General features: G+C 45.0%; 18 protein-coding genes. 13 read left to right on the top strand and 5 right to left on the bottom strand.

All coding sequences use genetic code 11. The features are described from left to right. Positions 1-58: 58 nt before the first annotated feature. From J4N37_RS22495 to J4N37_RS22475, 5 genes are all read left to right on the top strand, one after another. Complete coding sequence (locus tag J4N37_RS22495) at positions 59-727, top strand: SDR family oxidoreductase (RefSeq protein WP_252042415.1); 669 nt, start codon at positions 59-61, stop codon at positions 725-727. A gap of 100 nt (positions 728-827) precedes the next feature. Then, positions 828-2015 carry an MFS transporter gene (locus J4N37_RS22490; protein ID WP_252042414.1) on the top strand — a complete coding sequence of 396 codons (1188 nt, stop codon included), beginning with the start codon at positions 828-830 and terminating at the stop codon, positions 2013-2015. A gap of 78 nt (positions 2016-2093) precedes the next feature. Next, entirely contained in the window at positions 2094-2723 is a 630-nt protein-coding gene (locus tag J4N37_RS22485; protein WP_252042413.1) for a GrxB family glutaredoxin, read from the top strand. A gap of 10 nt (positions 2724-2733) precedes the next feature. Next, complete coding sequence (locus J4N37_RS22480; protein ID WP_252042412.1) at positions 2734-3825, top strand: alkene reductase; 1092 nt, start codon at positions 2734-2736, stop codon at positions 3823-3825. Positions 3826-3988: 163 nt separating this feature from the next. After that, positions 3989-4174 (top strand): hypothetical protein, encoded by a 186-nt coding sequence (locus J4N37_RS22475; RefSeq protein WP_009706309.1) that lies wholly within the window; start codon positions 3989-3991, stop codon positions 4172-4174. Positions 4175-4232: 58 nt separating this feature from the next. On the opposite strand, the gene J4N37_RS22470 is transcribed toward J4N37_RS22475, so the two are convergent. After that, positions 4233-5675, bottom strand: a complete 1443-nt coding sequence (locus J4N37_RS22470) for a glutathione synthase (protein ID WP_252042411.1) — start codon at positions 5673-5675, stop codon at positions 4233-4235. A gap of 195 nt (positions 5676-5870) precedes the next feature. Here J4N37_RS22470 and J4N37_RS22465 point away from each other — a divergent pair, with 195 nt between their 5' ends. Continuing rightward, on the top strand, positions 5871-6392 hold the full coding sequence (locus tag J4N37_RS22465) for a DUF2058 domain-containing protein (RefSeq protein ID WP_005532322.1): 522 nt from the start codon (positions 5871-5873) through the stop codon (positions 6390-6392). Positions 6393-6478: 86 nt separating this feature from the next. Here the strand turns inward: J4N37_RS22465 and J4N37_RS22460 are convergent, their stop codons facing one another. Beyond that, positions 6479-6961: a DUF2059 domain-containing protein gene (locus J4N37_RS22460; protein WP_252042410.1), complete on the bottom strand. Its 483-nt coding sequence runs from the start codon at positions 6959-6961 to the stop codon at positions 6479-6481. A gap of 183 nt (positions 6962-7144) precedes the next feature. Continuing rightward, positions 7145-7537 (bottom strand): ribosome recycling factor family protein, encoded by a 393-nt coding sequence (locus tag J4N37_RS22455; RefSeq protein WP_252042409.1) that lies wholly within the window; start codon positions 7535-7537, stop codon positions 7145-7147. Between the two features lie 235 nt (positions 7538-7772). On the opposite strand from J4N37_RS22455, the gene J4N37_RS22450 reads away from it, so the two are divergent. Both J4N37_RS22450 and J4N37_RS22445 read left to right on the top strand, forming a co-directional pair. Then, entirely contained in the window at positions 7773-8207 is a 435-nt protein-coding gene (locus J4N37_RS22450; RefSeq protein ID WP_045463393.1) for a DUF6795 domain-containing protein, read from the top strand. Continuing rightward, complete coding sequence (locus J4N37_RS22445; RefSeq protein ID WP_252042407.1) at positions 8208-9353, top strand: lipase family protein; 1146 nt, start codon at positions 8208-8210, stop codon at positions 9351-9353. Positions 9354-9360: 7 nt separating this feature from the next. Here J4N37_RS22445 and J4N37_RS22440 read toward each other — a convergent pair whose 3' ends face one another. Beyond that, the gene (locus J4N37_RS22440; RefSeq protein ID WP_252042405.1) at positions 9361-10227 is read right to left on the bottom strand and encodes a LysR family transcriptional regulator; all 867 of its coding nucleotides are present in this window, start codon (positions 10225-10227) and stop codon (positions 9361-9363) included. Between the two features lie 107 nt (positions 10228-10334). Here J4N37_RS22440 and J4N37_RS22435 point away from each other — a divergent pair, with 107 nt between their 5' ends. After that, on the top strand, positions 10335-11591 hold the full coding sequence (locus J4N37_RS22435; RefSeq protein WP_088879870.1) for an adenylosuccinate synthase: 1257 nt from the start codon (positions 10335-10337) through the stop codon (positions 11589-11591). Positions 11592-11879: 288 nt separating this feature from the next. Beyond that, positions 11880-13355 (top strand): EAL domain-containing protein, encoded by a 1476-nt coding sequence (locus J4N37_RS22430; protein ID WP_482699561.1) that lies wholly within the window; start codon positions 11880-11882, stop codon positions 13353-13355. A gap of 40 nt (positions 13356-13395) precedes the next feature. Here the strand turns inward: J4N37_RS22430 and ppsR are convergent, their stop codons facing one another. Then, positions 13396-14232 (bottom strand): posphoenolpyruvate synthetase regulatory kinase/phosphorylase PpsR, encoded by an 837-nt coding sequence (gene ppsR / locus J4N37_RS22425; RefSeq protein WP_010452955.1) that lies wholly within the window; start codon positions 14230-14232, stop codon positions 13396-13398. A gap of 349 nt (positions 14233-14581) precedes the next feature. Between ppsR and ppsA the strand changes: the two genes are divergently transcribed. The 3 genes from ppsA to J4N37_RS22410 all read left to right on the top strand — a co-directional run bounded on the left by ppsA (position 14582) and on the right by J4N37_RS22410 (position 19233). Beyond that, complete coding sequence (ppsA, locus tag J4N37_RS22420) at positions 14582-16951, top strand: phosphoenolpyruvate synthase (RefSeq protein WP_252042403.1); 2370 nt, start codon at positions 14582-14584, stop codon at positions 16949-16951. Positions 16952-17072: 121 nt separating this feature from the next. Next, entirely contained in the window at positions 17073-18086 is a 1014-nt protein-coding gene (locus J4N37_RS22415) for an IS110 family RNA-guided transposase (RefSeq protein ID WP_252040496.1), read from the top strand. A gap of 367 nt (positions 18087-18453) precedes the next feature. Then, positions 18454-19233: a lipid-binding SYLF domain-containing protein gene (locus J4N37_RS22410; RefSeq protein WP_252042401.1), complete on the top strand. Its 780-nt coding sequence runs from the start codon at positions 18454-18456 to the stop codon at positions 19231-19233. Positions 19234-19295: the final 62 nt, after the last annotated feature.

Here is a 19295-nt window from a genome sequence, read left to right as displayed (position 1 = left end):
TCAAATTTCTTCCAATCAATATACTGGCTTCAACGAAACGAGATTGGAGAAACAAATCATGAAAACAGAAAAAACTGTCTACGTCGTACTAGGTGGCACATCAGGTATTGGTGCTGAACTTAGCCAACAACTTGCAAGCGACAATGCCGTTGTCCACGTAGCAAGCCGCAAAACAGGGTTAGACATCAGCGATGAACAGTCGGTTTACCACTACTTCGAAACCATTGGTGCTTTTGACCACCTGATCGTCACAGCAGGCTCTTATGCTCCGGCAGGCAAAGTGGTGGATGTAGAAGTTTCCCAAGCAAAATACGCTTTTGATACCAAGTTTTGGGGCGCAATCAACGCGGCGAAACATGGCGCACGCTACATCAAGAAAGGCGGCTCAATCACACTAACTTCCGGCATGTTATCGCGCAAAGTTGTTCCTAACACCTACGTAAAAACCGCGATTAATGCTGCAATTGAAGCAACAACAAAAGTACTGGCGAAAGAACTGGCTCCTATCCGAGTGAATGCGGTCAGCCCTGGTTTGACTAAAACTGAGGCGTATCAAGGCATGAACGAGGACGACAGAAATGCCATGTACCAACGCACACAAAATAGCTTGCCCGTAGGCAAAGTTGGCGAAGCCAGTGACGTTGCAAAAGCTTACTTACTTCTGATTGAAAACAGCTACATGACCGGCGCCGTGATTGATGTTGATGGTGGCGCACTGCTTGGCTAACAACACCCGCTTAGCTAACCGCAAATAAAAACAAGGTGCCAGAGCAATAAAAAAGCATGGCGCCAATGGGTTCAAACGAAATAAAAAAAGAGACTCCCCCATGAATAAAGAAAAAATGCCGCTGCAGGTATGGATCTTAACGCTTGCAGCTTTTGCTATCGGTACCGCGGAATTTGTTATTGCAGGAATCCTTCCTCAAGTCGCCAACTCTTTGTCCATCACGGAAGGGCAAGCGGGTTACCTAATCAGTGCCTACGCGCTTGCCATTGTGTTTGGCGGCCCGCTACTTACGATTTACTTAGCACGCTTTAACAAGAAAGCCGTACTGGCTGGGCTAATGGTGTTGTTTATTCTCGGCAACGTATTGTCCGCTTTCGCACCGAACTACTTTGTGTTGATGGTCAGCCGAGTGATCACAGGTTTGGTTCAAGGTCCTTTCTACGGCATCGGTGCTGTGGTGGCGACCAATTTGGTTTCAGAAAAAATGGCAGGTCGTGCGGTCGGACAGATGTTCGCAGGCCTAACACTAGCTAACGTTTTAGGTGTGCCTGGCGGTACTTGGATTGGCTTGCAATTCGGCTGGCACACCACTTTCTTAACCGTTGCCGCTTTTGGTTTAGTGGCTCTGTTCTTCATCACTTCAGTGATCAAATCAACTGGTCATGGCGAAGCAAAAGATGTCAAAGCGCAATTGGCTGCGTTCAAAAACCCAATGCTACTTATCAGCCTTGCGATCACCGTATTTGCTTGGTCGGGGTTTATGACTTTGTATGGCTACATCGCCCCTATCGCCATGCACATCACTGGCTTTGGTGAAAGTGCCGTGACTTGGATTTTGGTTATCGTTGGTGTCGGTCTGATTGTCGGCAACACCATGGGTGGTCGTTCATCGGATAAAAACCTACAAAAAGCATCTATGTTCTGGGCTATCGCGATGATTGTGTCACTCGTACTGGTCGGAATCACTGTAGACAGCAAAGTGCTGTTCATTGCCACCGCCTTTGTATTTGGTATTGCGTCATTCGCTAACGTGCCAGCAATGCAGCTTCGAGTAATGAACCACGGTGGTGAAGGTCAAGAGTTAGCAGCGACGGCAAACATCTCAGCGTTCAACTTAGCCAATGCCTTTGGCGGTTTCTTAGGCGGCATGGTGCTCGATAGCCAAATGGGCGCTGGCATGATCCCTTACGCAGCCATCATTGTTCCACTGATTGGTTTGCTATTTATCGCCAAGGCGAACCGCAAAGAAAGCAAACAAACTGAGCTAACACCAAGCTTCAACAACTAATTTCATCCCTACTGGTAGCCCTGACTTAACGCCTCCCGAAAAGGCGGGGCTACCCAATTAAATCACTAGGAAAACACTATGAAACTCTACATTTACGAACATTGCCCATTCAGTGCTCGCGTCCGCTACGTTGCTGGCATGTTGAATATCCAACTCGACGTCATCAATATTGCTTATGACGATGACAAAACCACAACAGACCTGATTGGAACCAAGCAAGTACCACTTCTTATCAAAGACAACGGTGAAGCGATGGCAGAAAGCCTAGATATCATCGCTTACTTCCTTGAACTGGCTACATCAAGTGAAACAAGCCAACCATCTCAACAAGCGCTAGATTGGCAAAAAATCGCGTTTCTTCCACTGCAGAAAGTGGGTTACCCGCGTTGGTCAAACATGGATTTGCCAGAGTTTACCACTCAGTCTGCACAGCTCGCTTGGCGCGCGAAAAAGGAAACGGATGCACTCAATTTTGACACTCTTCTGCAAGACACGCCAAACATTGCCAAAGAGGTCGAAGCGCTCATCGAACGCGCGAAAAGCGTGTTGAATCTCGACTCTTATCAGCATGTGACTTTGGTAGACAAAGCAATCCTATTTTCTATTTTGCGCGGGTTCTTCAGCGCCGCAGAAATCCAATGGGACAACACCGTGAAAGATTGGATGGAATCGGTAAGCAACAAAACCCAAGTGCGACTACTTAAGTAAGGAATCGATCATGAGCAAGCTATTTGAACCAGCACAGCTGAAACAACTGACTCTACAAAACCGCGTAGTCATGGCACCAATGACCCGAGCGCGCACTAGCCAACCGGGAAACATTCCAAACCAAATGATGGCGACTTACTACAAGCAGCGCGCTACCGCAGGGTTAATCATCTCTGAAGCGACCCAGATTTCAGACGATTCACAAGGTTACTCGTTCACACCAGGCGTCTACACTGATGAACAAGTGGCTGGCTGGAAAACCGTCACTCAAGCAGCAAAAGAGCAAGGCGCAGCGATATTTTGTCAGTTATGGCATGTTGGCCGTGTATCACACCCGACATTCCAAAAAGGGGAACAGCCTATTGCCCCATCCGCACTAAAACCGGTAGAAACCCAAGTGTGGATTGCCGACGAGCAAGGCAACGGCAACATGGTCGATTGTGTAGAGCCACGAGCGATGACTCAAGCCGATATTGACCGTGTGGTAAGGGATTTTGCGCACGCAGCGAAACGTGCGATGGAAGCAGGCTTTGATGGCGTCGAAATCCACGGCGGGAATGGTTACCTAATTGACCAGTTCCTGCGTACCTATTCAAACCACAGAACCGACAGCTACGGCGGTACTCGCGAAAACCGACTTCGCTTTTTATTAGAAGTGGTCGATGCGGTGAGCGAAGCCATCGGTGCCAACAAAGTGGGAGTACGACTCGCACCATTCATCACTTTCAAGGACATGAACTGCCCAGACATTGTGCCAACCATCCTTGATGCATCGAAACAACTTCAAGCTCGTGATATTGCGTACTTGCACCTGTCTGAGGCGGATTGGGATGACGCACCAGTGATTCCAGAAAACTTCCGCATCGAACTGCGCGAATACTTCACCAACACTATTATCGTTGCTGGCAGTTACACCCAAGAGCGAGCTGACGAGGTACTTGAGAAAGGTTATGCGGATTTGGTGGCATTTGGACGCCCGTTTGTTTCTAACCCAGACTTAGTGGCGCGCTTACAGCACCAACAACCTCTGGCAGAACTGGATGGCTCCACGCTCTTTGGTGGCAATGAGCACGGCTATACAGACTATCCGGCGCTTGGTTGAGAGGCTTTACCCGCTTCTGATAGCGATTCATAGCGTGCCGTATTTCTCAGATTAATCAGTTGCTATCCCATAAAGGGAAAAGCACAAAGTAGTTCAACGTTTTCTTGTGTACAGGTGTAATAAACTGGCTGCATATTCAGAATGCAAATTTAGGAGAACGCTCGTGTCTGATGAAACTACAAAACAAGAAGTGACGGTTGTTGATATTAAGATGCCATTTATGTCGATGGTGATCTTTATGGTCAAGTTCGCTATCGCTTCAATTCCTGCGATGATCATCCTAGGTATTATTTTCAGTATCTTGGGGGCGCTTTTCGGAGGGATGTTCCACGGTATGGGCCACATGTAACCAACTAGTCCACAAATAAAAACACTCTCCATGCTTTACTCATGGAGAGTGTTTCTCTTTAATCCACCAGCACTAAAGAGTCTAAGATGCCTTTGCCGCTGTGGATACCACCTTCGTTTTCACTGGCTGGTTTACTACGAATCAAATAGCCCGCGTAGCCATCCAATTGCGTTACAGGTTCACCTTGATAGTGCGCCGTGAATAAGCCAATTTCACTCACAAGATCCGTCACCACGCTCTGCTTTGCATCACGCACCGCAATCGTCGGAGTTTCTCTTTCATGCGGATACAAACGCTGCATCAAAGCCCAAGCGCTGTATTGCTCTTGCGGAAGTCGACTCAGCTGTTTCGCAATATCGTCACCAAAGATACAGTGACCACCGCCCTCACCTTGGTTTTTCAATACCCATTCGTTTTTGTTACCAGAAGCAGCAAACCATTTAATCGTGTCCGTGTTAATTGGCTTCATCTCTGCCAAAACGCTTTTGACCAACTCGGCTTCTTCAAGGTTGAGTCCCCAGCGCTGATACACACTTGCCGGCATCATGGTTAACAACATTTGCATTGATTTACTGGTAGCCAACTGTTGGCTGATGGTCGCATTCATCGCCACATAGTGCTTTTCCATGAACAAACGAGTTTGGCTCAAGGTATGGCAACAGATTGGTTCATTCAACTCTGGCGAGAAGTAGTCCATATATTGATAACCAGCACGTAAGTACACAACGTCAAGACCGCCAACGTTTTCTAGCAAGAGGCGTTGATTGTCACCGCTCGATAGCTGTGAACTCAACTGCTCAAAGGTACGTCTTAATGTGCGAACGCCAAGCTTCTGCAATTCCACTTCGAGTAAGTGTTGGTCGTACACGTTGTCTTCGTTTTTCTGCACCACCATCAGAAACGTCGGTGCGCCTTCTTCATTAAAATGCGCTTTGACTTTTCTCGCGGCAGTTGCAATGCCAAGCGCAAGTTGCTGCATGCCTTGGTTATCGGCTGGCGTTGCAGTTTTATCTTCTAACCATTGTTGGTAGACGCTGCCCCACTGAGAGTTCAAAAATTGATGCAGCTCTGTTGCACGCTGACCAAAAGGCGCCATCCCAGCCGCAATGCCATTAAACTCGATGACTTTCGCGCCGTGTTGACGATCATCCATAAAGTCGGTTCGCATTAACAACAGTGGTTGGCGCGCAGCTTCATGGTGGACCTCTTTATGCAGTTCCAATAAACGCTCAAAGAAAGTATCGGCTTTGCCTAGCTCGGCTAAAGAGGTTTGCAGGAATTCATAATCCTCAGACACATGACTGATCAGCTTGGCAATCAGTGGCGTCACTTTCTTCAAATGTGCGAACACATCACGCTCTATCGTCATTGGCGCAAAGCTAAAAGGACAGTGTCTTGCGGTGTTATCTGCTTGGCGAAACGCCACGCCGTGCATGATTGCCCACTCACAAGCTTCTTCAATCACTTGTTGTGGGATGGTTTGTTTGTCTGAGGTACTCATGGTTTTGCTTCAAAATTTTTCGCCTAATGTACTTAAGACGCTGGATGTTGCAATAAGACGCACACTTTCTCGAATTATTTTTCGTTTTTTTGCTCAACAAAGCGCCGAGTCATATCCCGCCTTGCGTTTATCCCTCTTTCTTTGCGACGAATGACTGGTTAAAATGCACAAAATTGCGCACTTACTGGATAGAACATGGCAAAACTTACCCTTCAAGAGCAGATGCTAAAAGCAGGCTTGGTTAACGAGAAAAAACTGAAGAAAGCGAAAAAAGGCTCTAAAAAATCACGCGTTCAAGCTCGCGAAGTAAAAGCGGCGGTTGAAGAGAACAAACGTCAGCAGTTAGAACGTGACAAGCAATTGAGCGAGCAACAAAACGCAGAGCGCTTGAACAAAGAAATTAAAGCGCAAATCAACCAACTGATTGAAATGAACAAGGTTGATTTGAAAGATGGCGACATCAAATACAACTTCACACACGGTACACTTGTGAAGTCGCTTTACGTTGATTCAATCATTCGTGATCAATTGATCAAAGGCATCTTGGCGATTGCGATTGTCGGTGAGAGCTATGTGGTTATTCCTCGTCCTGTTGCGAACAAGATTGCTCAGCGTGACGAGTCTGTGATCATTGAACAGAAAGAGCCTGAATCAGACATTCCTGCAGAAGATGACCCGTACGCAGATTTCGTCGTACCAGACGATTTGATGTGGTAAGAGTACCTCAATTTATAATAAAAAAGGCCGCTGTCTAAGCGGCCTTTTTTGTTCCCAAGATGAATGAAAATCTAAAAACAGTGTCTTTACTGCTCTTCAATATCAGCATGAAGTTGCTTAATTCTTGCTTGAAGCCTTGGTGCTAAATTCTGCATCATAGTTTGGCTTAAAATCATCGACTCTTGGGTCACTTGAGGCATCTTCTTCAAAATACTCTGACCTTCGTCCGTTTGATAGAAAGCAAGCATCGCTGAAATCTCAGCTTCAGTGAACTGTCTCATGTAGACATCCATTGTCATAGGCTTAAGTTTAGCCCAACTCACTTCCTCTCTAAGCATCTGGTTAACATCTTGGTAGTACTGCTCAATGATGGCTTGCTTCGACTCTGAGACGTTGAGCTCTTTGGAGGCTTGAATAGTGACCTCATTCACCTGGGCATGAATTGTTTCAACAATCGCATCCATGTCCATAATCTCTAGCAGTTCACTGAGTTTTTCTAGTTTGGTTTCTTCTGAAGCCATTACAGGTAACGGCAACACAAGCAACAGAGCTAATACCAACTTCCTCATCACTCTATCTCATCCTCTAAAGCTATTGATATTTCTAAAATATTCACGTAATTGCTTAAACAGGTATGACTTTATAAGTTCGTGAGCAACATTGCACTACTGCTGATCACAATAACGGATTTCCTCACTAAATAAGCCAAGATAAATGACTACCAGCACCGTAAACGTGTTCAATATGCTCTTTCAAAGCATCTCTGCCTCAAAGCGAGCTGTTCGAGCTTGCGCGATGGTACAGTTTGTTTCTGACATCAACTCTGCCAAAGTAATATTTGGGTTTTCTGATACCAATCTAACGAGCTTGGCTTCCAAAGGTTCGAGCTTATCGCTGTGTTTGGTGAGACCAACTTCTATTTTGCTGATCATAAATCGCATCGGCTCAGCTTCTTCGACCCTAATGTGATCGAGAAACGCTTTCAAATCCAAAGCCTCACCAGTAATTTGCCAATTACGTGAACGTCGAATGCGCTTCAGTTCGCACTTTTTCTCTGCGGCGATAACTTTAGCTCGTTTGGCATGACCCCCACCGATTCGGTGAATCAAAGATGGTAGAGGGATGGATAGATTGCGACTGTTCATTTTATGGAGTTCAACGCTTCGAAAACAACGTTAATAGTACTTTCAATATTAAATTAGTCCAACGTTAGAAATGTTAATTACATTAGCAAGTGATTCGAGCCGAGAATCTCTCAAGCGTTGTTGAAAAATACGCTAGGAAAAACAAATATGGTGATTATTTTCTAATAAAGCGTGGCGTATGCGTAACCACCTACTGTTGCTAGTTTTTTTCACATTTCAAGGAATAGCGAAACCCATGGAGTTTACTTTAAGTCCTATTATTCAAGGCTCTATAAACCAAAACGGAACACCTATCGGAGGATTGAAAGTAGAGAGGACTATAGTTCATAACGGAGTCAAAACAGATACTGTCGTTACGGATGAAAACGGAGATTTCTCGTTTAGCCCAGTTCTTCTACCACCTGATCACAAACAGCATTCTCTGCAAGATATAAGAGTAAAATTGGATGTTAGTACGATATTTGATGGTAATGAAGTAACCATATGGCAATCCAAACTTCACACGTATCAAGTTTCAGAACCGATCATTAAGTCGTTGCAAAACCTAAATTGTAATCTAGTCGAGCCGCTTAAAGTATTCTCATATCCAGAGTCAAAAAATGAGCCTGTCACAAATGAGGTTTATAGTATTTGCTCTCAAAGTGAGCTCAAGTTTGAGGAGTTATACTAAGTGAAAACACTCTCCCCTAAAGAAGCGCTTACATTTGCAGAGCAAGCTTACGACATCGAGTTTGATACTAAAACATTCAAACCACACCGCAGATTAGCTAAAAAGTTTTCTTTTGATGTAGGCAAAACGACCATTCAAGCACAAACAGGCTCAACTCTAGGGTTAGTTTCAAAAAGAATCTCTAATTTCGTACTTTGTGCAAAGGGGACTGGAGATCAAAATGGGCAATTTGTACTTGCATTCCGAGGTACCAACTTTGACTACACTGCAGATAAACTAACCGATCTGAATATTGGAATAAAAGGAAGTAGCAACGGGTCTAGTGCTCATGCAGGATTTGTTAACACATTTCATAGTTTGAAAGGCCACCTCTCTACCTATATACAACGTAATGCTAACAGCATAAAAACAATACATTGTGTTGGTCACAGTTTGGGGGGCGCTATTGCCTCATTGTGTGCAGACTGGATTAGAGTTAATTTTAAAATCAATGTGGTGCTTTATACCTTTGGAGCACCTCGTGTAGGCTTGCAACCTTACGCTCAAAAATCAACCAACTCAAACTTTGCAATTTTCCGTTGCACAAATGGCGCCGACCCCGTACCGATGGTGCCTTTGTGGCCATTTGTACATGCACCTATTGATAAACCAGAGTTCAGACTCGACTCATCTGTAGGTATTTTGGGAGATGCTCATAAGTTAGCATCTTCTATCGGGTATAAAAAAACACTTACTTCAGACTCTTGGCAACACATCGGAAGATCTTCGAAAATGTATCTCCATAGATCTGTTAGATTAAAGTTTCAGAATAGCCATCAAGTCATGTTTAACGGTCATTGGGCTGACAAAATAGCAGCAGCATTGAGGACTCTATTAAGGGAAGCTGGATACGTTGGTTTAATTGCGATACAGGGGGCATTCGTAGGCAGCTTTACGTTCTATGATCTGGTAGCAAGATCCATAGAAAAAATCGTCCGAATTTCTGATAGGTTTCGGGAGCAAACAGAAGGGTTATTAGGGCATATGCTCCGATTTGCTGGGAAAGTAGTTCATAAAATTACTGACCTATCATTTAAGTTCATAAAGTATGTATTTAACTTATTGTTGAAGAAGTTAAATAGCTCTGTCTTCAGAGCACTGAAGTAACTATTGCCTACCCCACCACCGATACATTCTCCCCCACCCACTTCAATAACTGTTTTGCGGCTTTGGACAGCACTTGGTTTTGGCGCACGATGTAGCCAAAATCAGTGTTGGGGAAGCTGGGTAGTGGTGTTACCTCTCGCGAGAGTTTCAACCTTGGGTCGAGGGAGAAATCAGGCACAATCGCCGTTCCAAAGCCGGCTTCGGCCCAATCTATTTGCGCCTCTACGCTACCGACTTCCATCACCCTGTGTTTAGGTAATTTCAATTCAGGCAAAGAGGCATCAATCAGTTCACGCGTTCGGGTATCGTGCCCAAGTAGAATCAAGGTTTGGTTTTCTTCCGTGTTCTGTTTCCATTTGAAAATATTATCGCCGAAAGCGCACCAATGAATTTGTGTGAGCGGAGTAAAGTGCAGTGGTTGGCTTTCTTTCTGTGCAATAACAAAACCAATGTCAGCTCGGGCACTTTTTACTAAATCTACCGCTTGTGATGAAGTGGTGTTGAACAGTGCTAAGTCGATACCAGGATATTCATTTTTAAATTGTTGGAATGGCTTGATAAGTAACAAACGCGAGACAATATCACTCGCCGCAATTGAGAGCGTGCCTTGTGTTAAGTCATTGATCGCATTGAGGTCGGATTGGCAGATTTGTAACTCATTCAACATATGCTGAGCAGTGTCCAATAATCGCTTACCCGCTTGAGTCAATTGCACAGGGTTACGTTCGATCAATTTCGCGCGCGTCGCTTGCTCAAGTTGTTTGATGTGTAAGCTCACATTTGGCTGCGTCATGTGTAGTTCAATCGCTGTTTTTCCAAAATGTTTTACCTCTGCCAAAGTGACAAACGTACGTAACCAGTTCAAATCTAACATAGAAAATTACCCGATATGATTTTCTTATCAAGTTAATGAGTATAATTAATTTCTCTTATTCATGCGAGCATCCTAAGATTTTCCGGTCTGTTTTTGGAGAATGAATTATGTCGTCTATCGTTGTTGTGGGTGCAAACTGGGGTGATGAAGGCAAAGGCCGCATCGTTGACTTTTTGGCAGAGCAAGCTTCTGCAAGCATTCGTTTCCAAGGTGGTAACAACGCGGGTCACACCGTAGTTAACGACCTAGGTACGTTCAAGCTGCACCAGCTACCAAGTGGCGTTTTCAACCCTGACTGTTTGGCAGTTTTAGGTCCGGGTATGGTTATCAGCCCTGCGTCGCTGTCTCAGGAGATTGCGGAAGTTGAAGAAGCGGGCGTGAAAGTGAAAATGTGCATCTCTGATCGCGCAACACTGTGTCTACCTCTACACGCACTAGAAGATACGCTAGAAGAACAACGCTTAGGCGACAACGCATACGGTTCAACTCGTCAGGGTATTGCCCCTGCATACGGTGACCGTGTGATGAAAAAAGGCATCCTAGTTGGTTGGTTGAAACAACCAGAAGTTCTAGTAGAACGCATCAAGTTCTGGATGGACTGGAAACTTCCACAACTACGTGCACTTTACCCAACGTTCGAATTCGAACAAACCGCTGAAGAGATGGCGAACTGGTTACTAGAAGTGTCAGCACCTTGGCGTGATGCTATCTGCAACGTAACGCTTCCACTAAAAGAGCTGCAAGCAAAAGACCAAACTCTACTATTCGAAGCACAGCTAGGTGCGGGCCGTGACCTTGTTTACGGTGAGTACCCATGGACAACCTCTTCAAACGTTGTGTCTATGTACGCTGGTATCGGTAGTGGCCTTCCTGCTCTGCGTCCAGAGCGTGTTATCGCAGTAGCAAAAGCGTTCAGCTCATCAGTAGGTACAGGTACGCTGATCACAGCAATGGAAGAGCAAGATGCATTCCGTGAACTAGCGGGTGAGTTCGGTGCAACAACCGGTCGTCCACGTGACATGGGTTACTTCGATGCTGTTGCAACGAAGAACGGCGTTGAGCTTCAGGCAGCGACTGAAATTGCACTAACAAAAGTAGACTGTCTGACTGGTCTTAAAGATCTAAAAATCTGTGTTGGTTACGAAGGCGAGCACAGCGAAAACCCAATTTGGCCTCAAACGGCTGCACTAGCACCAATCTACGAGAAGATGGAAAGCTGGAGCGAAGACATTACTGGTTGCCGTAAATTCGAAGAGCTACCAGTTGCGGCACAAAAATACGTTCTACGTATTGAAGAACTAATGGGTGTACCAGTGAAAATGGTATCGGTTGGTCCTGGTCGTGAACAAATGATTATGCGCTAAGACGTGGATTAACACGTCTATTGGCAAGCGGCTTTTATCTTTTCCGGGGTAAAGCCGCTTTTTTTATAACCAAATATCTCTAGCTAAATTTTTTATAAGATCGAGCTCACATTCTACGTAGAATAATTCCTAAATTTGAGACGCTTCATATAGCTTTGTGTAACTTTTCGATTTTGCTTCCAAATTCTTGTGAATTATCATCTTCTTACTCGTACTTATCGCGGCTTTGGTGACAACTTTAAGATGCTTGTTGTCGCGGTGATATCTTTCTCCGTTACCATGTTGGCAATGATTCCAATCGCCAATCAACATCACAAGAGCCTCACTTTAACTGCCGTTTCTCAGATAGAATCTGAATTGTTATCGAGTATCGATCAGTTAAGTTATTTACTCGAAGATGATTTCTATGAGCAAAGTTGCGACCACTTAATCTACGAATTACGAGGTAGCATTTTCAGTCTAGGTATGGCTAAGGAAGCGGCTACGTTCGACGCTAATGGTAAAGTGCGCTGCACCAGCAGTGAGCGCGCACCATCCTTCCACATATACAAAACGATACTAGCCCGCCTCGCGGAGAGTGAATCACATGTCACTCTATCGTACACGCGTAGTGCCTTAATCCCAGATAAAACCTTGATTTTATTATTCTCTCGCTACAATGGGAGGGGAGTAAGTGTTCTTTACCCCAAAGAATATCTTATTGAAATGGTAGAAGATATTTTTAGCTTTGGTGATATGGATTATCGAATCGATGTTATTGGCCGAACGGTCAAAAGCGCGAAAGGCAAAGAACCAATCAGAATTGAAGAAATTGAGTCATCCGTATTTCCGCTTAAAGTCTTCTCTTGCGTTGGGATAAATTTCTACTTTACCTACCTCCTGAGTAAGCTTTGGATTGGGTTATTGGCAATGACATTTTGCATGCTTGCTTACCTGATGTATTCCGCGAGAAAAGTGGAACAAAACAGCTTAGAGTTTTCTTTGGCTAAAGCGATAAAAAATAAAAACCTAACGGTCCACTTTCAGCCTATTGTTGATCAAAGAGACAACAGAGTTATCGGTGGTGAGTCACTGGTAAGATGGATTGATCCAGTTCAAGGGTTTATTTCGCCTGGAATCTTCATACCCTTAGCAGAAAAAGTCGGCCTGATCGACAAGATCACCTACTTAGTGCTAGAGAGGGCGGCCTTGTTGATAGAGAAAAACAAATCCCATTTCCAAGACCGCTACATCAGCGTGAATATTAGCCGCTCCCTTATTTTACGAGCCGACTTTATCAATGAAATTGAGGCTCGGCTGAGATTCAGACACTTTATTTGTGAGAGATTGGTATTCGAAATAACGGAAGAGGCGATATTTTCTGAGTCTGAACTATCAACACTAAAAAAACACCTCAATAGCTTATCTCAACTAGGGATACGAATCGCGATTGACGATTTTGGAACTGGATACTCAGGACTAGATTTTATCACTCAGTATTCTTTTGACATCATCAAAATCGATCGCGTCTTTGTCAATAACTTGAATGACAGTCAAACCATACGACCTTTACTCGAATCTATGCGCACACTAGCAACAACACTCAATATGTCTGTTGTAGTAGAAGGGGTTGAGGAAGAATCACAACTAATGGTTTTACGCCAATTAGGCTTTTACAACATCCAAGGCTTCTATTTCTCGAAACCTATCCCTCACAATAAGTTTATGACATTTGTTGAGCAAAGCGACAAAGTCGCGGACTCAACTAAGAGCGTAAACGGTTAGACAAAAGAGCGCTCTGCGCGCTCTTTTGCTATGGGTCTGATTAACCAAACAAGCGACGTTTCATACCTGCTCTTTCAAGAATCCGCGTGGTGATTTCTTCCACCGAAAGAGACGAAGTATTGATGTAAGGAATTGCTTCTCTTCTGAACAGTGCTTCTACCGTATCAAGCTCCAACTTACATTGCTCAGTGCTGGCGTATTCACTGCCTGACAATCGGTTCTCACGGATCTCATTCAAACGTTCTGGATTAATGGTTAAACCAAACAGTTTATGGCGATGGATTTCAAACTCCGGCAATAAACGCATCATCTTGACGTCTTCGGCGATAAACGGGTAGTTCACGACACGTAAACCAAATTGCATCGCCATGTACAGACTGGTTGGGGTTTTGCCACTGCGAGAAACACCAAGAAGGATAATATCGGCCTCATCCAAGCCTTTAAGTGTGATGCCGTCATCATGAGCAAGCGTGTATTCAATCGCTGCGATACGGTCGAAATAGGTGTCCGAATCTTTGCTTACGCTACGTGAGCGCTGCATCTTTGGTTGTGGCGCCATCTGAATGTCATCTTGCACCTTCTGCACAATGCTTTCTAGCACGTCATAGCTGTAGGCTGGAGCTTGTATAAGCATCTCACGGATTTCTGGTACAACAATCGAAAAGAAAACCAACGGTTTCACGCCATCACGTTGGTAGGAAATCTCGATTTCTTTGATGACGTCGGCCACTTTGTCTTCACTTTCAACAAAAGGAAAGGTTTTTTCATTAGGAATAAAGGAAAACTGACCCAGAACAACATGGCCTAATGTCTCACATGTTATCGCCGTTCCGTCAGAAACATAGAATACATCACGACTTTGGTTATTTATTTGCATTTTAGTTTAATTTTTCAAATTCATTTGAGTAGGATGGTTTACATAATATTAATAAATGAGTTTGGCTTGCAATTGCGTGCCCCACAGCTTTGGAAATTCTTCTGAGTTTTTTTAAGCCAAGACGTAATCGTTTGCCTTTCATATCAACCACGAAAAGTGTTGATAGATGTTTGCGTCGGAAAATTCGTTTAAGCCCTAGTTGGGAAGTTGTAGTTAATGCCCCTTATCTACAATGGCTGCTAGTCAGCTCGATACTGCGTCTTCAATGACATTGACCTGCAAGGATGCTCAACTGCTGCTCGAGGTTGGTATAAATCCCTACAAAGCTGCAATGTTTCTGGAGAAAGACATGCAAAAGAACACCCTCTGGTTCAATGGCCTATCCATGGATGATGTCGACAAAGTCGGCGGTAAAAATGCTTCACTTGGCGAAATGGTTTCTAACCTAGCCAATGTTGGAGTATCGGTACCAAACGGTTTTGCGACAACCTCATATGCGTTTAACCAATTCCTTGACCACGAAGGTTTGGATGAGCGTATTCACCAACTACTTGATGAACTAGACGTTGAGGATGTAGAAGCCCTGCGCAAGACAGGTGCCACCATTCGTCAATGGGTATTAGAAGCCCCGTTCCCTGCGGATCTGGAACAAGACATCCGTGATAACTACAAAGAACTGACAGACAATCATCCTGAGATTTCTGTTGCCGTTCGCTCTTCTGCAACTGCAGAGGATCTACCGGATGCGTCATTTGCTGGTCAGCAGGAGACGTTCCTAAACGTAAAAGGCATTGATGCAGTCTTAGAAGCGACTAAGCACGTTTACGCTTCTCTGTTCAATGACCGTGCAATTTCATACCGCGTACACCAAGGCTTTAACCACCGAGGCATCTCGTTATCGGCAGGCATTCAACGCATGGTGCGCTCGGACAAAGCCTCTTCTGGCGTTATGTTTACCCTAGATACAGAATCTGGCTTCGATCAGGTCGTATTCATCACCTCTTCTTGGGGCTTGGGTGAAATGGTGGTTCAGGGTGCAGTTAACCCTGATGAATTCTACGTTCACAAGCCAATGCTAGAAGCGGGTCAATACCCTATCGTTAAGAAGACGTTTGGCTCTAAGCAGATCAAGATGATCTACTCAAATAGCCAAGAGATCGGTAAGCAAGTTGAGATCATCGATACCTCTGTAGAAGAGCGCAATGCCTTCTCTCTGAACGATGAAGAGATCAAAGAGCTGGCAAAACAGGCGATGATCATCGAGAAGCACTACCAGCGTCCTATGGATATTGAGTGGGCAAAAGATGGTATCGACGGCAAACTTTACATCGTTCAAGCACGCCCAGAGACAGTATGTTCTCAAAGCGAGCAAAACGTAATTGAACGTTACGAGCTAAGCAACAAAGCAGACGTTTTGGTTGAAGGTCGTGCAATTGGTCAACGTATCGGTAAAGGTCCAGTACGTTTGGTTGACTCTCTAGACCAAATGTCATTAGTCAAAGACGGTGATGTACTGGTTACAGACATGACTGATCCAGATTGGGAACCAGTGATGAAGAAAGCCTCTGCGATTGTTACAAACCGTGGCGGTCGTACTTGTCACGCGGCCATCATCGCACGTGAACTTGGTATTCCGGCTATCGTTGGTTGTGGTGACGCCACCAGCAAACTGACTGACGGTGAGACCGTAACAGTATCTTGTGCTGAAGGCGAAACGGGTTACGTTTACCAAGGCGAGTTGGACTTCGAAGTGAAACGCTCTGCGGTTGATGAACTTCCACTGCTACCAACCAAAGTCATGATGAATGTGGGTAACCCAGACCGTGCATTCGACTTCGCTCAGATTCCAAACGAAGGTGTCGGTCTTGCGCGTCTTGAATTCATCATCAACAAGATGATTGGTATTCACCCGAAAGCGCTGCTGAACTTCGACGCGCAAAGCGATGAGCTAAAAGCTGAAATCACTGAACGTATCCGTGGTTACAAAGATCCAATCGACTTCTACGTTAGTAAGCTAACAGAAGGCATTGCGACCATCGCGTCAGCATTCTGGCCAAAACGCGTCATCGTACGTATGTCTGACTTCAAATCCAACGAGTACAGCAACTTGGTCGGCGGTAAAGGTTACGAACCACATGAAGAAAACCCTATGCTGGGCTTCCGTGGTGCATCTCGCTACATTTCTCCAGTGTTTGAAGACTGCTTTGAGCTAGAAACTCAGGCAATCAAGCGCGTTCGTAACGAGATGGGTCTGAAAAACGTTGAAATCATGATCCCGTTCGTTCGTACACCGAGCGAAGCAGCATCGGTTATCGACTTACTTGCTAAGTTCGACCTACGCCGTGGCGACCAAGGTCTAAAAGTCATCATGATGTGTGAACTGCCATCAAATGCGGTACTTGCTGACGAATTTTTGAAGTACTTCGATGGCTTCTCTATCGGTTCAAACGACATGACTCAGCTTACACTTGGTCTTGACCGTGACTCTGGCGATGTTGCACACCTATTCGATGAGCGTAACCCAGCGGTGAAAGCCATGCTACAAATGGCGATCGATGCGGCCACTAAAGCAGGCAAATACGTTGGTATCTGTGGTCAAGGTCCATCAGACCACGATGACCTTGCAGAATGGTTAATGGAACAAGGCATCAGCTCTGTGTCATTGAACCCAGATACGGTTATCGATACCTGGTTGAAGCTGGGTAAAGTGAGCAAATAAGCCACTCTACTCTGTCGATAATAGAGCCCTCACGCTCCTGAGTTTGAGGGCTTAATTATATGGTCCGCCCCACTCTCAAGCCCTTAAGCTTAGAGTAGGCTCTCAGAATGAGGTGAACCATATGTCTTCTATTCATATTTTAGGTATCGACCTAGGCAAGCACTGTTTCCACGCTATCGCTCATAACCGTTCAGGTGCAGAAGTATTACGTCGTAAGTTTAGTCGAAACCAACTCCAACGTTTCCTTTGTAAAATCGAACCAACAACCATTGCTTTCGAAGCTTGTGGCGGTGCTCATTGGCTTGCTCGCAAGAGTGGTGAATACGGTCATCAAGTTCGACTTATTCCTCCCCAGTACGTTAAGCCTTATGTCAAAGGCAACAAAAATGATTTCATAGATGCATCAGCAATCGCAGAAGCCGCTGGTCGACCAACAATGAGGTTTATCGCGGTAAAAAGTGAAGAAGCCCAAGTTATCGCAGCGATTCATCGTGTCAGAGATGGTTATATCAAGGAGAGAACGGCCGCCATGTCTCGAATTGGGGCTATCTTGCTTGAGTTCGGCCTAAGTTTTCCAAAGGGGCATGCAAAGATGAAGGCTCTCTTCCAATGGCTAGCAGAGCAAAAAGCGTCTTTACCAGAAAGCTTACTCGTTGAATTAGTGTCTATCCACGAGCATTACAAATACCTTAATGAACGAGTCAAAGTTCAAGACAGTAAGCTTCAAGCCGTTGTTAACAATAACGAAAGTGCACAATTGCTGAAAACTATCCCTGGCGTTGGCGACCTCACATCGACGTTGTGTGTTGCCGATGTAAGTTCCCCAAGTAACTTCACCAATGGTCGGGAAATGGCTGCATGGTTAGGGCTTGTGCCGAGACAGTTCTCTACGGGAGGAAAGACCAAGCTACTTGGCATGAGTAAACGAGGCAATAAACATCTCAGAACTCTGTTTATCCATGGAGCAAGAGCAGTTCTCTCAAGGCTAGAAACGACAGGGAAAGTGTTTGGAGAGTGGCTCATCAAGCTCCGGGCGACGAAGCCATTTAATGTTGTGGTCGTAGCACTTGCCAACAAGCTAGCAAGAATAGCTTGGGCGGTGTTATACCACCGCCAAGCTTTTAAGGCTGTATAGCTATAACCAAGTTTGCAACGCCAATGAACGTGATGACAAAAACGGTCAATCGACCAGATTAAGAACCTGACACAAAAAATAGCGTTAAACGCTTTGGGCTTTTTAAGGATAATCTGGCGCAGATATCATCGTGGAGCTGGGAAGCTAGTGCTCCCAACAAGGACTCCGAATACATTAGCGCAAACCAACTCCGTTATGACTTAATTGTAGTTGCAATAACGGGGCGGACCATACATTTACTGTGTCTTAATTATGTCAAACCTACGTGAGTTCGTGACAGCAATCCCAACCCAATAAGCTGATCAATTCTCCCTGTTTAAATTTTCACCTAGAATAAAAGGATATGATTTCATAAAAGAACGGACCTATGAAAAAGCCTCTTGCTCTCATTACCGCATTAACGCTTCTTGCTTCTCCCGCTTATGCCGACTGGGATGACATTTCAAACAGCCTTTCAGACCTAGGAGATGCCGTCTCTGACACCGCTAAAGAAACTTGGGACAGCACCAAAGCCTTCTCCAAACAAGCTTGGAAGGATTTCACCGATTGGTCAGAAGATGCGATTAACACCGCTGGCGAGTGGACCGACGCAAGCATTGAAACCAGTAAAGGTTGGATCGATGAAGCGGACAAGAAGATCACCGAACTGATGGAAGGCGATACACCTGAAGAAGCACGCCAAGCGATTGATCTTATGGCGGATAGCACACTTCTCAAACTGTTCAATGAAGAGCCTAAAGCCAAAGCACTGTACGACAAGGCATACGGCTACGCGGTTTTTGATTCACGCAAACTATCGCTGATGTTCCATACCAACTCGGGCTCTGGGGTTGCGGTCAACAAGTCCACAGATCAACGTACTTATATGAATATGTTTGGTGCGGGCGTCGCTCTTGGCGTTGGTGGTAAGTTCTACCAACAGGTCGTACTGTTTGAAAAAGAAAAAGACTTTAACACCTTTGTCGAAGAAGGTTGGGAAGCATCAAGCGAAGCTTCTTTAGTCGCTGGTGAGGACGGCGAAGAAATGACAGCGCAATTCAACAGCGGCGTAGCAGTATATCAGCTAAACACCACAGGGTTATTAGTTGATGCAAACGTTTCTGGCTCAAAATACTGGGTGAATAAAGAGCTAACCGATTCACAGTAATCTCTTAGTGACAATGATTTATTGAGGGGGAGCACAACGCTCCCCTTTCTGATCACTTTGGG

It is taken from the genome of Vibrio sp. SCSIO 43153 (assembly GCF_023716625.1).
Lineage (GTDB): Bacteria > Pseudomonadota > Gammaproteobacteria > Enterobacterales > Vibrionaceae > Vibrio > Vibrio rotiferianus.
Note: the sequence above shows the minus strand (reverse complement) of the source record. Positions and strands in the feature narration are given on the sequence as shown.

What these genes read in the sequence shown, in the direction of transcription:
- J4N37_RS22495 (WP_252042415.1), top strand. Translation starts at nt 59, where the DNA reads ATGAAAACAGAAAAAACTGTCTACGTCGTACTAGGTGGCACATCAGGT.
- J4N37_RS22490 (WP_252042414.1), top strand. Translation starts at nt 828, where the DNA reads ATGAATAAAGAAAAAATGCCGCTGCAGGTATGGATCTTAACGCTTGCA.
- J4N37_RS22485 (WP_252042413.1), top strand. Translation starts at nt 2,094, where the DNA reads ATGAAACTCTACATTTACGAACATTGCCCATTCAGTGCTCGCGTCCGC.
- J4N37_RS22480 (WP_252042412.1), top strand. Translation starts at nt 2,734, where the DNA reads ATGAGCAAGCTATTTGAACCAGCACAGCTGAAACAACTGACTCTACAA.
- J4N37_RS22470 (WP_252042411.1), bottom strand. Translation starts at nt 5,675, where the DNA reads ATGAGTACCTCAGACAAACAAACCATCCCACAACAAGTGATTGAAGAA.
- J4N37_RS22465 (WP_005532322.1), top strand. Translation starts at nt 5,871, where the DNA reads ATGGCAAAACTTACCCTTCAAGAGCAGATGCTAAAAGCAGGCTTGGTT.
- J4N37_RS22460 (WP_252042410.1), bottom strand. Translation starts at nt 6,961, where the DNA reads ATGAGGAAGTTGGTATTAGCTCTGTTGCTTGTGTTGCCGTTACCTGTA.
- J4N37_RS22455 (WP_252042409.1), bottom strand. Translation starts at nt 7,537, where the DNA reads ATGAACAGTCGCAATCTATCCATCCCTCTACCATCTTTGATTCACCGA.
- J4N37_RS22450 (WP_045463393.1), top strand. Translation starts at nt 7,773, where the DNA reads ATGGAGTTTACTTTAAGTCCTATTATTCAAGGCTCTATAAACCAAAAC.
- J4N37_RS22440 (WP_252042405.1), bottom strand. Translation starts at nt 10,227, where the DNA reads ATGTTAGATTTGAACTGGTTACGTACGTTTGTCACTTTGGCAGAGGTA.
- J4N37_RS22435 (WP_088879870.1), top strand. Translation starts at nt 10,335, where the DNA reads ATGTCGTCTATCGTTGTTGTGGGTGCAAACTGGGGTGATGAAGGCAAA.
- J4N37_RS22430 (WP_482699561.1), top strand. Translation starts at nt 11,880, where the DNA reads ATGATTCCAATCGCCAATCAACATCACAAGAGCCTCACTTTAACTGCC.
- ppsR (WP_010452955.1), bottom strand. Translation starts at nt 14,232, where the DNA reads ATGCAAATAAATAACCAAAGTCGTGATGTATTCTATGTTTCTGACGGA.
- ppsA (WP_252042403.1), top strand. Translation starts at nt 14,582, where the DNA reads ATGCAAAAGAACACCCTCTGGTTCAATGGCCTATCCATGGATGATGTC.
- J4N37_RS22415 (WP_252040496.1), top strand. Translation starts at nt 17,073, where the DNA reads ATGTCTTCTATTCATATTTTAGGTATCGACCTAGGCAAGCACTGTTTC.
- J4N37_RS22410 (WP_252042401.1), top strand. Translation starts at nt 18,454, where the DNA reads ATGAAAAAGCCTCTTGCTCTCATTACCGCATTAACGCTTCTTGCTTCT.